At 48.8% G+C, this 20,164-nt stretch carries 17 protein-coding genes; 7 read left to right on the forward strand and 10 right to left on the reverse strand.

The window, feature by feature from the left end; all coding sequences use genetic code 11:
• Positions 1–92: 92 nt before the first annotated feature.
• Positions 93–3,209 carry a sensor histidine kinase gene (locus MKQ68_RS06710; protein ID WP_264282620.1) on the forward strand — a complete coding sequence of 1,039 codons (3,117 nt, stop codon included), beginning with the start codon at positions 93–95 and terminating at the stop codon, positions 3,207–3,209.
• Between the two features lie 84 nt (positions 3,210–3,293).
• The gene (locus MKQ68_RS06715) at positions 3,294–3,923 is read left to right on the forward strand and encodes a response regulator transcription factor (protein WP_244840236.1); all 630 of its coding nucleotides are present in this window, start codon (positions 3,294–3,296) and stop codon (positions 3,921–3,923) included.
• 52 nt (positions 3,924–3,975) lie between these two features.
• Here MKQ68_RS06715 and MKQ68_RS06720 read toward each other — a convergent pair whose 3' ends face one another.
• The 3 genes from MKQ68_RS06720 to MKQ68_RS06730 form a co-directional block, all read right to left on the reverse strand.
• A complete protein-coding gene (locus MKQ68_RS06720) occupies positions 3,976–4,953 on the reverse strand; it encodes a hypothetical protein (RefSeq protein WP_264282621.1) in 978 nt (325 codons plus the stop codon).
• Between the two features lie 17 nt (positions 4,954–4,970).
• A complete protein-coding gene (locus MKQ68_RS06725) occupies positions 4,971–5,498 on the reverse strand; it encodes a hypothetical protein (protein WP_264282622.1) in 528 nt (175 codons plus the stop codon).
• 300 nt (positions 5,499–5,798) lie between these two features.
• Positions 5,799–5,954, reverse strand: a complete 156-nt coding sequence (locus MKQ68_RS06730) for a hypothetical protein (protein WP_264282623.1) — start codon at positions 5,952–5,954, stop codon at positions 5,799–5,801.
• A 308-nt stretch (positions 5,955–6,262) separates the two neighbouring features.
• On the opposite strand from MKQ68_RS06730, the gene MKQ68_RS06735 reads away from it, so the two are divergent.
• Genes MKQ68_RS06735 through MKQ68_RS06750 form a run of 4 tightly spaced genes read left to right on the forward strand, consistent with a single transcriptional unit; the run spans position 6,263 to position 11,973 of the window.
• A complete protein-coding gene (locus MKQ68_RS06735; protein ID WP_264282624.1) occupies positions 6,263–8,155 on the forward strand; it encodes a DNA topoisomerase IV subunit B in 1,893 nt (630 codons plus the stop codon).
• A gap of 12 nt (positions 8,156–8,167) precedes the next feature.
• Complete coding sequence (locus tag MKQ68_RS06740; protein WP_264282625.1) at positions 8,168–9,034, forward strand: DUF1835 domain-containing protein; 867 nt, start codon at positions 8,168–8,170, stop codon at positions 9,032–9,034.
• Positions 9,027–9,434 (forward strand): hypothetical protein, encoded by a 408-nt coding sequence (locus tag MKQ68_RS06745; protein WP_264282626.1) that lies wholly within the window; start codon positions 9,027–9,029, stop codon positions 9,432–9,434. Before MKQ68_RS06740 ends, MKQ68_RS06745 begins: the two co-directional genes overlap by 8 nt.
• 10 nt (positions 9,435–9,444) lie before the next feature.
• Positions 9,445–11,973, forward strand: a complete 2,529-nt coding sequence (locus tag MKQ68_RS06750) for a DNA gyrase/topoisomerase IV subunit A (protein WP_264282627.1) — start codon at positions 9,445–9,447, stop codon at positions 11,971–11,973.
• Between the two features lie 57 nt (positions 11,974–12,030).
• Here the strand turns inward: MKQ68_RS06750 and MKQ68_RS06755 are convergent, their stop codons facing one another.
• The 6 genes from MKQ68_RS06755 to MKQ68_RS06780 all read right to left on the reverse strand — a co-directional run bounded on the left by MKQ68_RS06755 (position 12,031) and on the right by MKQ68_RS06780 (position 18,090).
• Positions 12,031–13,005 (reverse strand): hypothetical protein, encoded by a 975-nt coding sequence (locus tag MKQ68_RS06755; RefSeq protein ID WP_244840243.1) that lies wholly within the window; start codon positions 13,003–13,005, stop codon positions 12,031–12,033.
• A 69-nt stretch (positions 13,006–13,074) separates the two neighbouring features.
• Complete coding sequence (locus MKQ68_RS06760; RefSeq protein ID WP_264282628.1) at positions 13,075–14,220, reverse strand: glycosyltransferase; 1,146 nt, start codon at positions 14,218–14,220, stop codon at positions 13,075–13,077.
• An 11-nt stretch (positions 14,221–14,231) separates the two neighbouring features.
• On the reverse strand, positions 14,232–15,182 hold the full coding sequence (locus MKQ68_RS06765; protein ID WP_264282629.1) for a glycosyltransferase family 2 protein: 951 nt from the start codon (positions 15,180–15,182) through the stop codon (positions 14,232–14,234).
• A gap of 21 nt (positions 15,183–15,203) precedes the next feature.
• Positions 15,204–15,686, reverse strand: a complete 483-nt coding sequence (locus MKQ68_RS06770) for a DUF4199 domain-containing protein (RefSeq protein ID WP_264282630.1) — start codon at positions 15,684–15,686, stop codon at positions 15,204–15,206.
• 5 nt (positions 15,687–15,691) lie between these two features.
• Positions 15,692–16,957, reverse strand: a complete 1,266-nt coding sequence (locus tag MKQ68_RS06775; RefSeq protein ID WP_264282631.1) for a dihydroorotase — start codon at positions 16,955–16,957, stop codon at positions 15,692–15,694.
• A 155-nt stretch (positions 16,958–17,112) separates the two neighbouring features.
• The gene (locus MKQ68_RS06780; protein WP_244840251.1) at positions 17,113–18,090 is read right to left on the reverse strand and encodes a helix-turn-helix transcriptional regulator; all 978 of its coding nucleotides are present in this window, start codon (positions 18,088–18,090) and stop codon (positions 17,113–17,115) included.
• Positions 18,091–18,369: 279 nt separating this feature from the next.
• On the opposite strand from MKQ68_RS06780, the gene MKQ68_RS06785 reads away from it, so the two are divergent.
• Positions 18,370–18,945, forward strand: a complete 576-nt coding sequence (locus MKQ68_RS06785; RefSeq protein WP_244840252.1) for a hypothetical protein — start codon at positions 18,370–18,372, stop codon at positions 18,943–18,945.
• A gap of 316 nt (positions 18,946–19,261) precedes the next feature.
• Here the strand turns inward: MKQ68_RS06785 and MKQ68_RS06790 are convergent, their stop codons facing one another.
• Positions 19,262–20,107, reverse strand: coding sequence for a hypothetical protein (locus MKQ68_RS06790; RefSeq protein WP_264282632.1), 846 nt, complete (start codon positions 20,105–20,107; stop codon positions 19,262–19,264).
• Positions 20,108–20,164: the final 57 nt, after the last annotated feature.

Here is a 20,164-nt window from a genome sequence, read left to right on the forward strand (position 1 = left end):
TCCAAATGATTAGTCATAAGAAAAATACGAAAACATTCGAAAGTGTAGCACAGATTTATATATTTGCAATCTACCTAACCTGCTAAGTTATAGTGCGAAACCCGATCCAGATAGGCAAGTTGACGATCCTATGGTTACTGACCATATGCCTGTCCGCATCCGCGCAGGAGAAGAGTTATATTTTTGATGGCTACAGCGTAAACGACGGACTTTCCCAAAGCAGCGTGCTGAGTATCATCCAGGACCAGGAAGATTTCATCTGGTTCTCCACCGGCGACGGTATTAACCAGTTTGACGGTTATGTGTTCAACGAATACCGTGCAAATCCTACATTTAAAAAAGATGGCCAGAAGCAGAAAGGCAGCCTGTTATACGGTTCCGCCGGTAAAGGCCGCTCGGTGATCAACATATTCGGCATTGGGGGTACCCGCAACTATCGCTTTTACCGCGATAAACGCCGCCAGTTACTCGTTTCGCACAACCACGGCATCAGCCTGTACGACCGTTACCGCAACGTGTTCCGCAATGTGTTCGTGGATACGAGTTATGTAAATGAACATGAGCGCGACTTCGGCGAAAAGTTCACCATCCTCGGGGAAGATTCCGCCAGCCTGTACGTCTGGCGCCCGTTGAAAGGCATTTATGTGCTGGACAATAAGGACTTCGAAGTAAAAAAGCTGATCCTCTATCCCCCCGATTACCAGAAGCGCAAAATGACGCCGCTGGCCGCCGTGAAGGATGGCTACCATATCTGGTTCAACTTCCAGTCCGGCGAAATGCTGCGTATGGACTTGTCTACCGCACGTTATGCCACCCTGTGCATCCCCACCGTGATCGGGCAGCCTGTCGTAAAAGTAATGGGAGCAGACTCGCTGTTACTCGTCAGTAACGGTCACATCACCGTGTATAACAAGAAAACAAACCGCTACACCGATCTGCCGTTCGACGTGCGTAACATATATGGCGTGCCGTTTATGCCCACCGCCGTGGAATTCGACAGTGAACATAACGTTTGGATCGGCGGAAACAATGGTATATTGATCTACGACCTGTCGCGCAACGAGATCGTCAAACATATTGTGAGCTTTAATACCGTGGAGTCGCGGTCCTTCAACTTCGTATTCAGCCTGTACCGTGATGGTGCGGATAACATGTGGGTGGGGCTGGATGGCGATGGCGTGAAGAAGTACAGTCCGCATAAGAAAGTATTTAACCTGTACCGGTCGCCCTACATCACCCACAGTATGACCAAGGCGATCTACAAACATGAAGACGGCCGCCTGTACGTAGGACTTTTCCAGGACGGGCTCGACATCTTCGAGAAAGGAGGGAAGTTCCTCAAACGTATTTCCAACGAACAAACGCCCGGTAAGTTTCCTGCGGCCGACCTGCACGCGATCTGCCGTGAAGACCACGACCGGCTGTGGCTGCACTTCCGCAATGCTATTGGTTTATTTGAAGTGGAGAGCGAAGAGTTTAGAGACCTGACAGCCAAGGTAAATGCGTTGGGTGTTCCGGAACAGCGCGACGCGAACCCCTTTGTGGCCAAACGTTCCAACGGGGAAGTGTATTTTAACTGGGGCGAATACCTGCTCATGTTCACCACCGCCGACAAAGGTTACAACGCCGCAATCGTGCACCGTTTCGATGGTGAAAACCTAAGTTGCTTTTTTGAGGATTTCTTCGGCACCGTATATATTGGTACAAAAGCCGGCATCTATTATAAAACACCCGATAACAGCAACTGGAACAGCATATCGCTGCCTGCAGGCGCAGAGGTAAAGTCTATCAACAAAAACGCCCACAAACAGTTGCTGGTGGCCACGAACAAAGGCCTGTTCATGTTCGATAACAATCACCGCATCATCAAACATTATAACAGTTATGACTATCCGGATATTGTAAACGACTACATGTACGGCGTGCTGCTCGACGACAAAGATCGTATCTGGGTAAGCAGCAATCGTGGCCTGTTCCAGATCAATCCTGCGGCGAAAGACAGCATCATCGTTTACAACCATGAAGATGGCTTGCAGTCTAACGAATTTAACACCGGCTCTTACTATAAATCCGTAGACGGAGAACTGTTCTTCGGCGGCATACGTGGCGTAAACGGGTTTTACCCGCGTAACCTCGTTAACAACAAGTATCCGTCCCGCGTGGTCATCCGCCGCCTCGAAGTGCTGGACAAACCCTTCGCGTCGGATACCAATATCGCTTTACTGAAAAAGGTTTCACTCGCTTATAACCAAAATACCATCGCAATCGAGTACGTGCCGCTGGAGTATACCAATCCATTAAAAAACCGGGTGAAGTACATGCTGGAAGGTGCGGACGAAGACTGGCTGAACGCCGGCAACCAGCGTATGGCACGTTATACCAACCTGGCGCCGGGGCACTACGTATTTAAAGTAAAAGCCTGTAACAACGACGGCATCTGGAACGAAGAGCCAACCACCCTGGAAATCAATATCAAAATACCTTTCTGGCAATCGCTTTGGTTCCGCTTCCTGTTGCTGCTGCTGGTATTAGGCGGCGCTTACTACCTGTCGGCCTTGTACCTCGAGTATAAGATCAGGAATGAGAAGTTGAAACTGGAGAAAGAGCAGGCGGTAGACCAGGAAAGGGCGCGTATCTCCAGCGATATGCATGATGATCTCGGGTCCGGGTTAAGTACCATTCGTTTGCTGAGTGAGATTGCCAAACGGAAAATCAAAGACAGTGGTCAGACCAAAGAGATCGAACGTATTTCTGAAGCGGCCGGGGAGCTGGTGGACAAAATGAGTGAGATCATCTGGGCGATGAACTCTTCAAACGACTCCTTGGCTAACCTGCTGGCTTATATCCGCAGTTTTGCCGCCGACTTCCTTGAACATGCGCATATCAAACACCACTTTATCATCCCCGAAAATATTCCCAATATCAAATTGAGCGGGGGGACCAGGCGTAATATCTACCTGGCCGTGAAGGAATCTTTGCACAACGTAATGAAACACGCACAGGCAACCGAGGTGATGATTGAGGTGAATGTGCAAAAAAATATGATGATCAGGATTAAGGATAATGGAAAGGGCTTCGACCCCGAAAAGGTACGCCTGTTCGGCAACGGGCTGAAAAACATACAGAAGCGTATGGAGGTGGTTGGTGGTCAGGCCCAGATATTTTCCGAAAATGGTACAACAGTTTTGTTAGATATACCATTAAATTAATATAAATTTGTTTCTAATAACATTTACGTGTTATTCCTGTTAAATCCTAAAGATGGTATATTCGAAAAAAAGCTCCCAAATAGCATGGATATCATTTCTGTAGCTATCGTAGAAGATAATCATGATATCCGTACGGCCATGGAGTTGTTGATCAATGGTTCTGAAGGATATGCGTGTATTGGTGCGTTCAATAATGCCGAGATGGCCCTGGAGCGTGTTCCACATTTGTTGCCCAATGTAGTACTGATGGATTTTAACCTTCCCGGTATGAATGGCATTGAGTGTATAGCCCGCCTCAAAGCCGAGTATCCAGACATGCAGTTTATGATGCTCACGGTATATGAGGACGACGATAAGATCTTCATGGCCCTGGAAGCAGGCGCCAGCGGTTACATTTTAAAGAAAACATCTCCCGGCGAGTTGCTGGACGCGATCCGTGATCTGCACGACGGCGGTTCTCCTATGAGCTCGCAGATCGCGCGTAGGGTAGTAGCCTATTTCCAGAAACAAGCGAAGCCTAACCCGGCCCTGGAAGCGCTCACCTCCCGTGAAAAGGAAATACTCGACCAGCTGTCGAAAGGCTTCCTGTACAAGGAGATCGCCAGCAACCTGTTTATCAGTATTGAAACCGTGCGCCGGCACGTACATAACATTTATGAGAAATTACACGTGCGGAGTCGTACCGATGCCGTGAATAAGTACTTTAACAGGTAATTTCCTGTTTATGATAATGAAAGAGGCTGTCTCATACGAGCAGCCTCTTTTTTTATTCCAGTACCAATTGGCCCTGTTTGAATATCGTCGTCCATTCTTTTACAAAAGCGGCCGGTAATGTTTTGTGCGGGAGAGAGGCGGAAGCAACGTGAAAATTTGTTTTCCCTTGTACGATGTAATATACCTCGGCGATCTGGCGGCCGTCTGACGGTTTCACATTTTCAAGTTGCAGCAGCGCCCAGATGTTACCAGGTGTATTTGATTTTTCGAGCACAGTAAATTTCGCGCTGGGTTGTTGCAGCAGTACGCTGCCATTTAATGTAGCAATGGCTTGTTCCACCGAGTCCACCTGGCTATTCTTCCACGCCAGTACGTTAATCGCCAGCTGCCAGTTATCGATCGTTTGACCATTAGGCAGCCAGCGTGTGCGGAGTATCTCTGTATTTTCCATATAGCTTTGCTGGCGCAGGTTTACAGTAGCGGGGAAGGTGAGATGCAGGCGTTCTTCCTTTACAGCATCACCGTGCCGGAAAGATTCGGCGATCGTGTGAAATAAAGCCGTGGAGGAAGCCCCATAACTTTGCGGGGCGGCACCTACGAGGATGTAACAGCCATTATCGTCGGTGGAAAGATACGTGGTAGACAACATGGGCGTATCGGTAACATGATTGTTCGACGTTACATCCAGCCAAACCATGTGCTGTCCATACATGAACACCGAACCCGAGTCAACCAGTTTGCCGTTCTTTCTACCCGGAATGCTGTTCACGACTTCTGTTACCACCTGTTCCATCGTCGGGTTGGGGAAGGGGACGTAGTTGATTGATAAATTGCATCGTCCCGAGAACCTGGGCTGCGCTGTGTCGGTTTGCCAGGCGAAGAATTTTCCCTTCGCCGGCTCGCGCTGAAACTGCCAGCCTGTGGGTAAGCCGATGGAAAAGTTGTCGGTGGTGTCTTTTACAATGATTAGTTCCTGCGCTTGCGTAACGACAGCCTGCAGCAGGTATATAATAATAAAGAGCCGTTTCATTTTCGGATGGGTAAGGTTTAAGGATTTGTAGGCACGATCGAAATGCCCATGAACTTAAAGATCGAAAACATGTAAGCGCTACCGGCATTGTCAGGCGCGGTACCTTCGAAAATAAAACTTTGATTTTTAAACTGATGCAACACGATAGTCGACTGCCATCGGCTGCTATCCTCCGCATCCACGTAGCGCGAAAACATCACAAATGCCTGCCGGCCGTTGAGGTTAACGGTGGCAGAATCGAGTATCTCCGCTTTCAGGTCCTTTTTTATATAGGAAATCTCGTGCCTTATCAATTCAGAAAGGGAGTGATCAAAATTAAGGATGGCAAGCGTTGCGACTTCCATTCCGATGTCTGGTTTATCTGTGCTCACCGGCCGCCATGCCTCGAAAGATCCGCGTTCCGGTTTGGTCAAATACCGCCAGCCCTCCGGCACCGAGATGGTATAAGCATCGGTAGTGTCGGTAATGCGATGGAACTTCTGTTCTTTTTGTGCGTTGACAGCAAGCGTAATCAGCAGCAGGGTAGTGGTCAGCAGGTATTTCATCAGTTATAGTTCGTCCACCAAAGAAACGAAAAAAGGGAAAAATCCGCAGATATTTCCCTTCCAAACAGGTAATGCTGTTTCGCAAATAGATGGACAAATAGGTAAAGTTCGTTCGCTAGTGTGCCAATTTAGGTTTGTGAAGCAATTTCTGAACGTATTTGCGCATAAAATGCACCATCAATACGACGGAGGCGATAGAAAGGCACGCCAGTTTGAACAGTAAGCCGGTTTTCATAGGAATAGGGATTTATAGGATATGGATAAATAACTGAAGGGAAATTTGTGCGGAACGCACTCGTATCAACGCATCATCTGCCATGCATCAAATTTTTGCATGAGGCGGATGAACAAGTCTTTAAATCTGTACATAGATGCCTGTTCTCTTTTTACAATATAGGTGATCAATAATGCAACCATCAGAACAGAGAACACCAGGGAAAAAAATAATAGCTTCATAGAATAAGGTTTTTCTGTTGTTAGAAGTTCGATATTGTAAATATAGAGATATTAATCATATAAACTAATTTTTGCATGGAATTTATTTTGAAGGCATAAAGTCTACACAAAAGTGTTATCATGAGGCAGATTTGTTGCGACGTGTATAAATTTCACTTGGCATATTCGGGTAATCCTTTATTTTTGCCATTAACCGGATTTTGCTAAAAGATTTAGTATTTGGCATATATTTGATGGTCGGGAAGCGGCTGGCTTAAATCGTAACCCCTTCATCTTCAATAAAAGGAAAAAGAAATAAACGCAGTAATATGGCAACGGATAACAAAGATTTATTTGCCGCCTATACGGAAGACTCGATACGATCACTTGACTGGCGCGAGCACATAAGGCTTCGCCCCGGTATGTACATCGGTAAACTGGGCGATGGTTCCAGCATGGACGATGGTATCTATATCTTACTAAAAGAGGTGGTGGATAACTGTATCGATGAGCACACGATGGGCTTTGGTAAACAGGTAGATATTAAAGTTACCGAGCATACTGTGACGGTAAGGGATTATGGCCGTGGCATTCCCCTCGGAAAGGTGGTAGATGTGGTGAGCAAGATCAATACCGGCGCCAAATACGATAGCCGTGCTTTCCAGAAATCGGTGGGACTCAACGGTGTAGGTACCAAAGCGGTGAACGCCCTGGCCAGCTACTTCAAGGTGCAGTCCGTAAGAGATGGTAAAATGAAAGTGGCGGAGTTTGACCGGGGTAACCTGATCAAAGAACATAAAGAGACGGCCACCACAGAACCCAACGGCACTTATGTCACTTTCACACCCGATGATACTGTATTTAAGAACTATCATTATATACCTGAGTTCCTGGAAAACCAGATGTGGAACTATTGTTTCCTCAACGCTGGTTTAACCATCAACTTCAATGGTAAAAAATATGTGTCGAAGAATGGTCTGCTCGACCTGCTCCAACGTAAAACGAATGCGGAGGACCTGCGTTACCCGATCATTCACCTGAAAGGGGAGGACATCGAGGTGGCCATTACCCACGAAAACTCTTACGGCGAGGAATATTACTCGTTCGTAAACGGTCAGCATACAACCCAGGGCGGTACGCACCTGGCGGCTTTCCGCGAGGCTTTTGTAAAAACGATCCGTGATTTTTATAAGAAGGATTATGATGCTACAGACATTCGTGCTTCCATTTGTGCGGCGGTGTCCGTGAGGGTACAGGAGCCGGTGTTTGAATCGCAGACCAAGACCAAACTGGGCTCTCTCGTAGTGTATGAGGGAGGTCCTTCCATGAAAGCATTTGTGCTGGAGTTCCTCAGCAAACAGCTGGATGACTTCCTGCATAAGAATTCGGCGGTGGCCGAGGCCATGAAAAAACGGATAGAGCAGAGTGAGAGAGAGCGTAAAGAACTGGCCGGCATCAAGAAACTCGCGAACGAGCGCGCAAAAAAAGCGAATCTTCATAATAAGAAGTTACGTGACTGCCGCATACACATGAACGAGGAAGCAACCGGTAAAGACAAGGCAGAACAGGAAGCGAAACGGCTGGACACAACGATCTTCATTACTGAGGGTGACTCTGCGAGCGGTTCCATCACTAAATCCCGCAACGTGGAAACACAGGCGGTGTTTAGCTTACGTGGTAAACCGCTGAACAGCTTTGGTCTTACCAAAAAGATCGTTTATGAGAACGAGGAGTTTAACCTGCTTCAACACGCATTGAACATTGAAGAAGGCCTGGAAGGCTTACGTTATAATAATATCGTAATGGCAACCGATGCTGACGTTGACGGTATGCACATCCGCCTGCTGTTACTGACGTTCTTCCTGCAGTTTTTCCCTGACCTGGTGAAGAATGGCCACGTTTATGTATTGGAAACGCCGCTGTTCCGCGTACGCAACAAACAGGAAACCATCTATTGTTATTCTGAAGAAGAAAAACAGAAAGCAGTGAAGAAGCTGGGCAACAAACCCGAGATCACGCGCTTTAAAGGATTAGGTGAGATTTCTCCCGAGGAGTTTGGCATGTTCATCAACGAAAACATGCGCAAAGAACCGATCATTCTCAGCACCGATACACATATCCAGAAACTGCTGGAATATTACATGGGCAAAAACACCCAGGACCGCCAGGAGTTTATCATCGGCAACCTGCGTTACGAGAAAGACCTTATCGAAGAAGTTTAAACGTACAATATAGTGGTATTACATATCGTATTCGGCCAATCGTCCGCCGCTAGTTTAAAAGCGGCTTTTGAGCTGGACCCGTTACTAGAGGGCGAGTTACTTTGTTTTGAAGACGATTTGTCCGTAGGGCCCCTGTTCATCCTGGACACACCAGATGGACGATCGGCCCGCAAACAATGGTGGAACCAGGTACTGGATGTGCCTGTTCCCGTTATAGATCCCGAAGCACCTGCGCCGGAACCCGTTCCGGAACCTGATCCCGTGAAGGAGCTGAAAGGCCGCCTGCGGGAAGAAGAAGAACTGGAAGTATGGATATGGGCCGGGCAAAATGCCACGGATGTATGCGGGTACTATTGGCTCGTGAGCCAGCTCGACCGTTTCGCTGGCCGCATTCACATCCTGTACCTCAACAACCTTCCTTTCCTGAATGAAAAGGGAGGGGTGTTTTACCCTACCCATCTGAGCCAGATACTGGCGAAAGAGTTCCTGAAAGCTAAGAAGTTAGTACGTGCCGTATCTACCGCCGAGTTTGAGCTGGACGGAGAAGAATGGCGCCGGCTCATGAATGAGAATGCGGGCGTCCGACTGCTGGAAGGTGGGAAGAAGATAAGGGGAGAAGCGGCTAATTTTTATGATAAAGACCTGGTGGCGCTGGCGACAAAAGAGTTCCAAAAGGCGTCTAAGGTGGTAACAGCAGTTACAGGTAAATTTAAATACCCGGTGATGGATCTGTTCCTCTCCTGGCGTTTGAAGGAGCTGGTGAAAATGGAAATACTCCAGGCGCGGGGTGAATTAAAAACCATGCGTGACTTTGAGGTGAAAATACCGAGTGGCGAACTGGAATTTGAGGAAACGTCCAATACCGAAGATAATGGCTGATGTGAAGGTAACAGCGCTGGAAGTAACAGGTTCAGACGAGCGTGGCGCCAACTACAATTGGGAATGCGATCGTACGGGCACTTTTATGGTCTGTACCCGCAAGGCAGGATCAACCAGTGGTCAGCACTATCATGAAGGGAAACGCGCATTTAAGGCCCCCGAAGTGCAGTACCTTGTGCATGGTATAGTGAAGGTACATTATTGTGGTCTTGATCAAAAAATAATTGCCTCCGTTACTGTAGAAGCGCCTGCCCGTATAGAAATTCCGATCATGTTATGGCATGAAGTAGAAGCTATCACCGATTGCGTGCTGATGGAAATGAACTCACTCGAAGATGTGCAGCAGGATTCTGTACGCATCTGGAGAAAAGATTTTGAAGAAAGGATTAAGACTTTATAATAACACTATCATGGAAGATCAAGTACAATCAGACGAATCATTGCACAACGTGATCCACGTTGGTGGGATGTATGAAAACTGGTTCCTGGATTACGCCTCCTACGTTATCCTGGAAAGGGCGGTACCCAGTATAGAAGACGGATTGAAGCCGGTACAACGGCGCATCCTGCATGCCATGAAAGAAATGGACGATGGCCGCTACAATAAGGCAGCCAACATCATCGGCCAAACCATGCAGTATCACCCCCACGGCGACGCGTCCATTACCGACGCCATGGTGAATATGGGGCAAAAGGAACTGCTGATCGATACCCAGGGCAACTGGGGCGACATTCGCACCGGCGACTCCGCAGCGGCAGCCCGTTACATCGAGGCGCGTCCGTCCAAGTTCGCGCTGGATATTATGTTTAATCCGAAAACCACGCAATGGCAGCTAAGCTACGACGGCCGTAAAAACGAACCGCTGTTCCTGCCCGTGAAGTTCCCGCTGCTGCTGGCACAGGGAGCGGAAGGTATTGCGGTGGGCCTTTCGACCAAAATATTACCACACAATTTCTGTGAGCTGATAGACGCATCTATCAAATACCTGCGCGGTAAAAAGTTCGAATTGTACCCCGACTTCCTGACGGGCGGTATGATCGACGTGGCCAACTATAACGACGGTCGCCGCGGCGGTAAAGTGCGTGTAAGGGCGCATATCGAAGAGCGTGATAAAAAGACGCTGATCGTAAAAGACGTACCTTATGGCGTGACCACCACCAGCCTTATGGAATCGATCGTGAAAGCGAACGATAACGGTAAGATCAAGATCAAAAAGGTAATTGATAATACCGCCAAAGATGTTGAAGTGGAAGTGCAGCTGGCACCCGGCATTTCGCCGGACATTACCATCGATGCGCTGTATGCGTTTACCGATTGTGAAGTGTCTATTTCTCCCAACGCCTGCGTGATCGTGGACGATAAGCCGAAGTTCATCGGCGTATCCGACCTGTTGCGCGAATCCGCCGAGTTTACCAAAGGTTTACTGCAACGCGAGCTGCAGATCAAACTGGGTGAACTGGAAGAGAAATGGCATTATACTTCCCTGGAGAAAATCTTCTTCGAGAAAGGCATCTATAAGGAGCTGGAACAAAAACACAAAGATTGGGAAGCGGTAATCGCTGCGATCGATAAAGCTTTCGGTCCGTATAAAAAGTTGCTGAAAAGGGAGATTGCGAGAGAGGATATTCTTAAACTGACAGAGAAGCCCGTACGTCGTATTTACCGTCTCGACATCAATGAGCTGAACGAACAGATCAAAGGTATTGAAGCCGACATCAAACAGGTAAAACATGACCTGGCGAACCTCACGGACTACACCGTAGCCTATTACGAAAACCTGCTGAAGAAGTATGGTAAAGGCCGCGAGCGTAAAACCGAGATCAAAACCTTTGACACTATCCAGGTGCAGCAGGTGGCCATCGCCAATACCAAGATTTATGTGAACCGCGAAGACGGCTTCATCGGTACGTCGCTTAAGAAAGATGAATTTGTAGCCGATTGCTCGGACCTCGATAACATCATCGTTTTCCGCCGCGACGGTAAAATGCTCGTCACCAAAGTGGCCGACAAAACCTTCGTAGGTAAAGATATTATTCACGTAGACGTGTTCCGCAAGAACGACGAACGTATGACTTATAACATGGTGTACGTCGACGGTAAAAGTGGCATCAGCTTCGCGAAACGTTTCAATGTAACCGGCATTACCCGTGATAAAGAGTACGATCTCACAAAAGGCGAGAAGAACTCTAAAGTACTGTACTTTACCGCTAACGCCAACGGCGAAGCCGAAGTGGTGTCGGTTAAACTGACTGCCAACTCCGCCGCCCGTATCAAGGAACTCGATCTCTATTTCGAAACGATTGCGATCAAGGGGCGTGGCTCTATGGGTAACCAGGTGACCAAATACCCTGTGCGCGCCGTGAAGTTTAAAGAGAAAGGTGTATCTACCCTGGCCGGTATCAAGATATGGTACGACGATGCGGTGGGCCGTTTAAATACAGACAGCCGTGGTTTATACGTGGGTAGTTTCGAGAACGAGGATAAGATCATCGTGTTCTATAAAAACGGTACGTATGAACTGACCAACTTCGAACTTACGAACCGCTACGATCCCGAAGAAGCGGTATACATCGAGAAATTCAACCCGGAGAAGATTGTATCCGCGATTTACTTCGATTCCGATAAGAAACAATTCAACGCCAAACGTTTCAAGATTGAGACGCTTACGATGAACAACAAGTTTTCCTTCATTAAGGAAGGCGCTAAAAACTACCTGGAGCTGGTGACCACACAGGCCGAACCTGTTGTGTTAATCAAAACCGGCAAGAAGCGCGATCCCGAAGAGGAAGAAGTTGCACTGCACGAATACCTTGAAGTGACTGGCTGGCGTACCGTAGGTACCCGCATCGCAGGCGAGGACTTTATCAGCGTGGAGCTGCTGACCGAAGATGAAGAGGAGGAGACGGAAGACGGGCAGGTGCAGGGGGAACTGTTTTAAAAGAAATAAAAACGGGGCTGTATCACACGATACAGCCCCGTTTCATTTTATCAGCGACTAATTTTTCTTCTTCTTCTTTTCCTGCTGCGCTTTCTGCTCCCCAAACACCTCATCATCCGTCCGGATGCGCTTTAAGTCTTTTTTACTTTGATCCAACGGCGCAACAATTGGTGCCTTACCCTGCTCTAACGCGTCGTGGAAGATCTTTTCGATGTGTACCCATTTGCCCGCTTTCCACTGGAAGCCTTCATAATCCAGGTCTGGTACATAAGTAGCGAGTTTACCCGGTTCGTTGGTTTCGGAAATAAGGTGATCGTACATTACCTTTTGCATGTCGGGGCTGTAGTTCAATGACACATTCACATCCTGCTTATACTCCAGCACAAAACGGTTGAGTGTCGGTTTGCGCACGGTGTCCTCTGCGAAGCTGAACATGGGTGCGCCGAATACCGGTTGGCCCGTCTCAAAGGAAAGCATTTCCATCATTTTCTTCTGGCTGCGGAAGTTGTTACCGTCCCAGCCAAAGAGGGTGTAGTATTGCTTATTGAAATATTGTGTCTGAACAATTTTGTAGTACAGGCAACCGATCCAGGCCTTCGGGCTGGTAATGGTATCCCAATTATTGATGAAGTCCGAGTTGTCGAACAGCGGATAAAGTTTCAGCTGGCCGTCCGCGCTTTTCTGCTGGATGGCGCCGTAATGCCGGAACGAGCGGTCTTCCCGCTGTAAGGCCCAGGTAAAGATGCGGAAAGTGCTATCTTTCGGGTATTGGATCGATACCGTGCGCAGTGAGTCAAACGGGTAGTAGAAGGAGCCGGGCGTTTTAAGCGCCTGCACCAGCTTTGGGATAAAGAGATCGCAGGCTTCCTCGCGACGCTCCTGTTCCTGCTCAAAAATGATACGGGAAGCAAAGTAACGCAGGGAATCCTCCTTTTCAGCTAGCGCTTTGAAGCTGGCCGGACTGATGCGCTGTGCGGATGCCGTGAGTGCGGTGAAGCAGGCAAATAATATGCAGATGAATCTTCTCGTCATGATGTAAGGATAGTTGAGCCTGCCAGGGAAAACAGCAGGTATCAACATAAAAACAAATTAAGACTGGTTTTATTGTATGGCCACCAAATTTCCCAGTGCGTCCACGAAGTTTGCCCAGGAGTAACGCTGCTTTTGCGCGGCAATAAACGCAGCGAATTTCTCCGGACCTTCATCTACCAGCCGCAGAATGCCTTCCGCAATAGCCGCTGGTTCCGGTGCTACCACATAACCGGCCTGCCCGTTTGGTACAATTTCCGGCAGGCCGCCGACATTCGTCACCACCATCGGTTTTTCGAAATGATAGGCCATCTGCGAAATGCCACTCTGCGTCGCGGAGCGATAAGGTTGCACCACCGCATCCGCGGCGGAGAAGTAGTACTTCACCATCTCATTCGGGATGAACTCATTGGCCATCACCAGCTTATCTTTCAGTTGGAAACGTTGTAAGAGCTCGTCATAAGGCTGCCTGTCCTCATAAAACTCACCCGCCACGATCAGGCGAATGTCCTTGCGGGCGGCAATACGTACATCACCCATGGCCTCCAGCAGCAGGTCCAGGCCCTTGTAAGCCCGCACGAAACCGAAGAACAACAAGTACTTGTAATTCGGTGCCAGTCCCAGTGCCGTAAGTGCCGCAGGTGCCGGTACTGCGCTGCCAAAGCTATCGTAAACAGGGTGGGGGGAGCAGATTGCCGGTTTGTCAGACAGCATACGCACGTCATTCAACACCTCATCGCTGAGCGTGATGAACGCATCGCACTGCTTTACGAAATAACGTGTAAATGGCCCATCGCCGGGTCTTTTTTCATGAGGGATCAGGTTGTGCATGAGGCCAATCACTTTCGTCTTTCCGTTCTTCTTCGCTTCTTTGATCACCGTACCCAAGCTTGGCGCCATCAATGGCAGCCAGAAGGCTGCAATGATCAGGTCGGGCGCTTCACGGCGCAGGCGTTTGCCCGTCAGTAGCCAGTTCAGCGGGTTCATGGAATGTACGGAGCGGCGAATGTTCAGTCCATCTGGTACCGGGCCTTCCGCATACTGCGTTTTGCCCGGGAACATGAAAGAAGGGTATTGGAAAGAGAACGTTTCGATGCGCACCTCGTTGCCATTGTTTTGCAGCTCGTAAGCCAGGCGCTCATTAAAAGCCGCCAGCCCACCGCGTAACGGGTGGGCCGGACCAAGTATAACTATTTTCTTATGGGTGATCTTCGTCAAGGGAACTGCGTTTAAGCTTTAATTTCCAGTCGCTCTTCCACCAGGTAACTGTTACGGTCGGCGGAGTTGCGGGTAACCAATTCCGCGATAAAGCCCGTGAGGAACAATTGCGAGCCGATGATCATGAACAACAGGGCCAGGTAAAAGATCGGCCTGTCTGTCATATTGTATTGCAGGTTCACGATTTTGGCAAACGCCAGGTAAAAAGAGATCACGAAACCGAGGAAGAAGAACACGAAGCCCATAGCACCGAAGAAGTGCATCGGGCGTTTACCGAACTTACCGACGAACATGATAGACGCGAGGTCCAGGAAGCCGTTGATAAACCTCTCGAGGCCAAACTTCGTTACGCCGTATTTACGAGCGCGGTGTTCCACCACCTTTTCACCGATCTTGCGGAAGCCCGCCCACTTGGCGATTACCGGGATGTAGCGGTGCATCTCTCCATATACCTCTATTGACTTCACCACTTTCCTGCGGTATGATTTGAGGCCACAGTTAAAGTCGTGCAGTTTGATACCGCTCATTTTTGCCGTTACGCCGTTGAAGAACTTCGAAGGGATCGTCTTCATGATCGGGTCGTACCGTTTCTTTTTCCAGCCGCTGATCAGGTCATAACCGTCGCGCATGATCAGGTTATAGAGTTCCGGAATTTCGTCCGGGCTATCCTGCAAATCCGCGTCCATCGTGATGATCACATCACCTTTAGCGGCGCGGAAACCTTCATTGAGCGCGGCTGACTTGCCATAGTTGCGCTGGAAGCGAATGCCTTTAATATGATTGTTGCCGGCGGCCAGTTTGGTGATCACTTCCCAGGAATCGTCCGTACTGCCGTCGTCTATCATCCACACTTCATAGGAGTAATTGTTAGCCTGCATGACGCGGTCGATCCACGCGGCCAGTTCCGGCAGAGATTCTTCTTCGTTTTTTAAGGGAACGATAACGGATATGTCTAAACTCATGTTAATGTCCGGATTATAGGTCTATTGTTTTTTGAAGGCGATTGCGCTGATAGCGGAAAAGATCGCTCCTGCAATCAGCTGACTGATAACGATGCCGCCGAGTACGAATGGGATGAGCATTGAACGCATCCGGGCGTCGTTCTCCTGGATCATTTCCGCTGTATACCCCTGTTGCTTCGCACTTTCCATCGTGTACTTCAGCATCAGGTCCTGGAAACCGGGAGAGCTGGCCAGATAGGCCGCTATGATCACACCCACGATTACCGTGAACACCGCTGTTGTACGAAATCCGTTGGCGAACAAATGTCCGAAGCCGTTTTTATCGTTCTGTTTACGGTATTCAAGCGTAGACAGTACAATGGCGGCCAGCAGCAGAAGGGTAGGGCTCCAGTTCACGAGGAAGTGGGTAGCAGGTAATTTCAGTAAGATCAATCCACCGAGATAAATCAAGACACTCACCGCCGCAAAGGGCACCCCGTATTTCAAATGTGGTTTGTTGTTCATGTCTTTTATCCCAGGTAAACTTTTCCGTTATTGATAATGCCCAGCGCCATGCCTTTCAGCTGGCGGCCAAGATAAGCCGAATTTTTTGATTTGGACCCGATGTGCGCCTCGCTAAAAGTGTACTCCCGTGAGGGGGAGAACAAGGTAAGTTCCGCTTTAGCACCTTCTTCGATAACGGGCGTCGGCAGGTCAAACACCTTGCGGCCACCAGTCGCCAGCATTTCCGCCAGCTGCGCCACCGGAACCTCCGGCAAAGCCGTAACAAGTGCACCAAAAGCACTTTCAAGCCCGATCATGCCGTGTTTAGCATACTCGAACTCCACTTGTTTGGCATCCCAGTCCTGTGGCAGGTGGTGTGTAGCGAAGCAGTCGATCTGCCCGTTCTTCACCGCCGCCTTCAGCGCAGCCACGTCTTCCGCGCTGCGTAGGGGAGGATTTACTTTGAGGTTTGTATCGTAATCTGCCAGGTCGGCATCGGTAAACGTAAGGTGGTAGGGCGTAACGGAGCAAGTCACTTTTACGCCTTCCGCTTTGGCTGCAGTAATCAGTTCCACAGATTTAGCCGTGCTGATGGCGGTAAAGTGGATATGCGAATCTGTATAGCGCGCCAGTTCCAGGTCGCGGCGGATCATGATCTCTTCGCCGATCGCCGGCTTGCCGGGCATGCCCAGGCGGGTGGAGTGGATGCCTTCGTGCATCAGTCCGTGGCCGGAAATGCTTGTATCATCTGGCACCTGTATCACTGCACCATTAAATGCTTTTACGTACTGGAGCGCTTTCAGCATCAGGCCGGATGACTGCAAAGGTTTCAATCCGTCGGAGAAAGCCGCTGCACCAGTCAGGCGCATCTCATACATTTCTGCGAGAGAACTGCCTTCCAGGTTTTTGCTGATGGCGCCGATCGGCAGCACATTTACCAGTCCGTTGCGGGTTTGGCTGAGAATATATTCTACCTGCGGTTTCGTCTGGATAGCCGGTTGCGTATTCGGCACTACCATCACCGTCGTAAAGCCGCCTACGGCCGCAGCCCTGGAGCCGCTTTGCAAGTCCTCCTTATATTCCTGTCCCGGGTCGCAAAAGTTCGCGAAAACATCTGCCCAGCCGGTGGATACATGCAGGTCATCCGAAGAAATTACCTGCGCATCTTCCGGGGCCGAAAGCTCGTCGCCAATCTGCTGAATAATGCCGTTTGAAATGAGAATGTCCTTTTGTTGCCCGTTAAAGGGGGAGTGAGATGCAACTATCCGTACGTTTTTGAGTAATATATGCATTGCAGAATCTGATCTTTATGGTCTATAACCAATCCGGGGCAAATGTAATATAAATGTACTAAAGATGAATATGTGAGGCATGGCCCCTAAAAGCAAACCTCTGCCGTAACCGGGCAGGGGCTGCACTTTAATGGAAACTTGGAGAACTGTTAAAATTATTGTTCCCGGCGAAGCGTCAGCGGATCGCAGCCGAAGAAGCGTATAAAGGCGCGTATAAATCCCATGTAACTGCTGTATCCCACCTTCTGCGCAATCGCCGATTTACCAGCATTCGTCTGCATCAGCAGGTCGAACGCCCGGTACATCCTGATCTGGTGAAGATAATTATCGAACCGCACATTGTACACCTGTTCAAACCCACGCGCCAGCATATCCACCGATAACTGCGACCGCTCGGCCATGTTGGCCAGTGTGATATCGGCATCCGGGTGATTATTAATATGTATCCTCACCAGTGAAAGGCGGTCACGGTACCGCTGGTCCAGGGGCAACGCCGGCTGCTTTTCATTCCGCAGCTGCGTGAGGAATTGCAGGTACATGTCCAGGAAGTTGCGGCGGAAGTAGTAGTATGCCGGCTGGTACACATATTTGCAGGAAATAACCCGGTTCAGCGTTTCCCGTCGCACATCGTCTATCCGGTAAGGCGCACTGTTCACAATGCCACTGTGTTGCAGCAACGGAAGCCGCGCCAGTTCCTCGAAATCCGGGTGTTTAGCCGCGAGGTCCTTCACCTTCAGCGGGTCTACGTTCACATGAATACTCAGCGAACTATCGATCGTCGGCCACACTGTGTGAACCTCCGGAAGTATATTAAACAGATTACACTCATTATCACCCAGTATCATCGGGTTGCCTTCGCGCAACTTGGCCGGCAGGTTGCCGCCGAACCAATGATGCAGTGCGAGCACATGACTGGCGGAGAACGGGTTGAGCGTAGTCAGCTCCCGCATATTGATATAATGCATCCAGAAGGAGAAGGGCCCCGTTTTGATGTTGAGGTCCAGCAGTTCGCCGTTAGCATCACCTTTAAAATAAGTGCGTGCGTACGGAATGAGATACTTCACAAGATGTGACGGTACCTGTGCCGCAGGTACGGTTAAATTATCAGCCCTTTCGATAAGTAAAACGTTCATTGTTTAACGTTTAAAATGTAAGGATGTTATTCCTGGTAGGCTAAACGGAGATTGATCAACTTTTTCCGATATTAATAACGACAAATATGGATTCGCGGGAGTATATGTCTCGAAAAAATAGTTGTTAAAATGATAGTCGCTTTTTCAGTGTTACGCTGAAACTCGTGTTCCCGTGTGTAAGTAAATATAAAAAGTATTGCTGAAAATCATGTATTTAATTATAATATTATGCTTATTCGCAATAATTTCATTAGCTTAACGCCCTTAAATAATTATAGGATGAGAAGGATTGTTTACCCGATAGCCGTTTTATTGGCTGGTTACATCGGGTTGTCGGCTACCACCGCCCCGGGCATAGAAGGAAGTTATGACATAGCAGGATTTAGTTTGCAGTCAACCTATACCGTTACGCCCAAAACCGGCAGGCGTACCATTAAAACCGTTTGGACCAACGCTTACCAGGGCGAGTCCGTAAAAGGGACCGCTGTAATTGACGCCAAGAGCATTAAATATCAGGGCTTTTCGTACACAGTGAATACCGATGGCGAAATGCAGCAAGTATCCGGCGACATGGCTACCCTGCCCGAATCGGCCCCGCTGAACAAAACTATGATGAAGCTGGATGTAACCTTTCCTTATAAACAAATTGCCGCTGATTCCTTGCAGATCGATGCGTCGATTTCGCATTTTGGTGCGGACGGTATGTTGCCTGCCGTGGCTCCGGTGAGGGCGCATTATGCGTGGAGTGGGGATACGTTGGTGGTGACGGAGGTGTTGAAGATGAAGTCGGAACAGGCGGATAAGAATGTGGAGTTGGAAGGAGTGGTGCGGACGAAGTATTTGAAGCGGAAGTAGGTTTTTTATGTTTATAGGAAAGGCTACATGGGGGTGGCCTTTTTTGTTTGTTAGAAGTAAATATATAGAGACTGTAAATGGCGAGTTCGCAAAACTAAAGATCGCCAGTGAAGCTGACGCTTCAGAAAAAGAAGCTCTTGGTAAAGCCCTTGATTTCGTGGAAGCGAGAAGGACACAGGTAGATGCCGGGTTGGGTATCGCAGATGGTGGTAATGCGCGATGCCTGGAGATGGCTGAAAGACCTGTTCTAACGATATTGAGCGATATAAAAAAAGGTCCGCGGATCTGCTGATCGGCGGACCTTTTCATATCATGGCTACTTCTCTCTCAGCAGCCACGGCGTTACGCCTTTGGGCCCATTCCATTCGAAAGTACTGAACGAAGAAGTGAGGCTGGCCGCGGAGAAATCATACGAATCCAGGTATAAAGTTTTCCCGTCTGCAGAAATCACCCCGTAGTAGGGAATAATAAACACCTCCGGCCATGCGGTTATATTAATCCCGGAAAAGGTGATCCGTGAACCGTCTTGCTTGTAGTTCAGCTTGAAGCGACTGGGATCAGTTGGGTCCGCAGTGGCCATAATAGGCTTGCCCCCCTGGGTATAAGTCGTCTGGCCATTCTTATCAAAACTAATAGCGTTTACATCGGGAAACCAGCCAATATTGGCAGGCTGCGACCAGTTTCCTACAATACTGTGAGAAGTTTTTGGGTAAAGCTTCATGTCTACCATCGAAACGATAGGTGGGGTACCACCGGTGATAGTCTTCTTATCCGCCGAAATCGTGAACGTTTGAGGCGAATTAAATTGCTCATTCCCGGGAAGATCAAACAATACCGTCACCTCGGTTTGCCCCTGCGCGTTCTCTTGTACCTTAGTTATTTTCCCTTCGAAATTGCGTTGCCATTGCGAGAGGGTCAGGTAAGAAAATGCAGATACTGTTTCGTCTGCACCAAACCGTAAAGAGAGCGGCCGCGGATAGTAATGATTCCCAACCCGTGCTGTGCCGGTGTATTCAGTGTTGGAAAAACTATAGGTCCCGCCGGAATTATCATCCTTATCCTTCTTGCAGCCCGTGTTCAGAAGCAATACGAAGAGCGCGATGATAGCCGTAAGTAAGTGTCTGTTGCGATTGGGCAACCACATGGAGGTCAACTTTTTCATGGTCATTTATTTAGCAAACAAATATAATGCGGCACAAAAACAGTAGTGGATGATTCG

Origin of the sequence: Chitinophaga horti (genome assembly GCF_022867795.2) — a bacterium.
Lineage (GTDB): Bacteria > Bacteroidota > Bacteroidia > Chitinophagales > Chitinophagaceae > Chitinophaga > Chitinophaga horti.

Excerpts from the sequence above, each read along its gene's own strand:
- MKQ68_RS06715 (WP_244840236.1), top strand. The coding sequence starts at position 3,294 with ATGGATATCATTTCTGTAGCTATCGTAGAAGATAATCATGATATCCGT.
- MKQ68_RS06720 (WP_264282621.1), bottom strand. The coding sequence starts at position 4,953 with ATGAAACGGCTCTTTATTATTATATACCTGCTGCAGGCTGTCGTTACG.
- MKQ68_RS06725 (WP_264282622.1), bottom strand. The coding sequence starts at position 5,498 with ATGAAATACCTGCTGACCACTACCCTGCTGCTGATTACGCTTGCTGTC.
- MKQ68_RS06730 (WP_264282623.1), bottom strand. The coding sequence starts at position 5,954 with ATGAAGCTATTATTTTTTTCCCTGGTGTTCTCTGTTCTGATGGTTGCA.
- MKQ68_RS06735 (WP_264282624.1), top strand. The coding sequence starts at position 6,263 with ATGGCAACGGATAACAAAGATTTATTTGCCGCCTATACGGAAGACTCG.
- MKQ68_RS06745 (WP_264282626.1), top strand. The coding sequence starts at position 9,027 with ATGGCTGATGTGAAGGTAACAGCGCTGGAAGTAACAGGTTCAGACGAG.
- MKQ68_RS06750 (WP_264282627.1), top strand. The coding sequence starts at position 9,445 with ATGGAAGATCAAGTACAATCAGACGAATCATTGCACAACGTGATCCAC.
- MKQ68_RS06755 (WP_244840243.1), bottom strand. The coding sequence starts at position 13,005 with ATGACGAGAAGATTCATCTGCATATTATTTGCCTGCTTCACCGCACTC.
- MKQ68_RS06765 (WP_264282629.1), bottom strand. The coding sequence starts at position 15,182 with ATGAGTTTAGACATATCCGTTATCGTTCCCTTAAAAAACGAAGAAGAA.
- MKQ68_RS06770 (WP_264282630.1), bottom strand. The coding sequence starts at position 15,686 with ATGAACAACAAACCACATTTGAAATACGGGGTGCCCTTTGCGGCGGTG.
- MKQ68_RS06775 (WP_264282631.1), bottom strand. The coding sequence starts at position 16,957 with ATGCATATATTACTCAAAAACGTACGGATAGTTGCATCTCACTCCCCC.
- MKQ68_RS06780 (WP_244840251.1), bottom strand. The coding sequence starts at position 18,090 with ATGAACGTTTTACTTATCGAAAGGGCTGATAATTTAACCGTACCTGCG.
- MKQ68_RS06785 (WP_244840252.1), top strand. The coding sequence starts at position 18,370 with ATGAGAAGGATTGTTTACCCGATAGCCGTTTTATTGGCTGGTTACATC.
- MKQ68_RS06790 (WP_264282632.1), bottom strand. The coding sequence starts at position 20,107 with ATGAAAAAGTTGACCTCCATGTGGTTGCCCAATCGCAACAGACACTTA.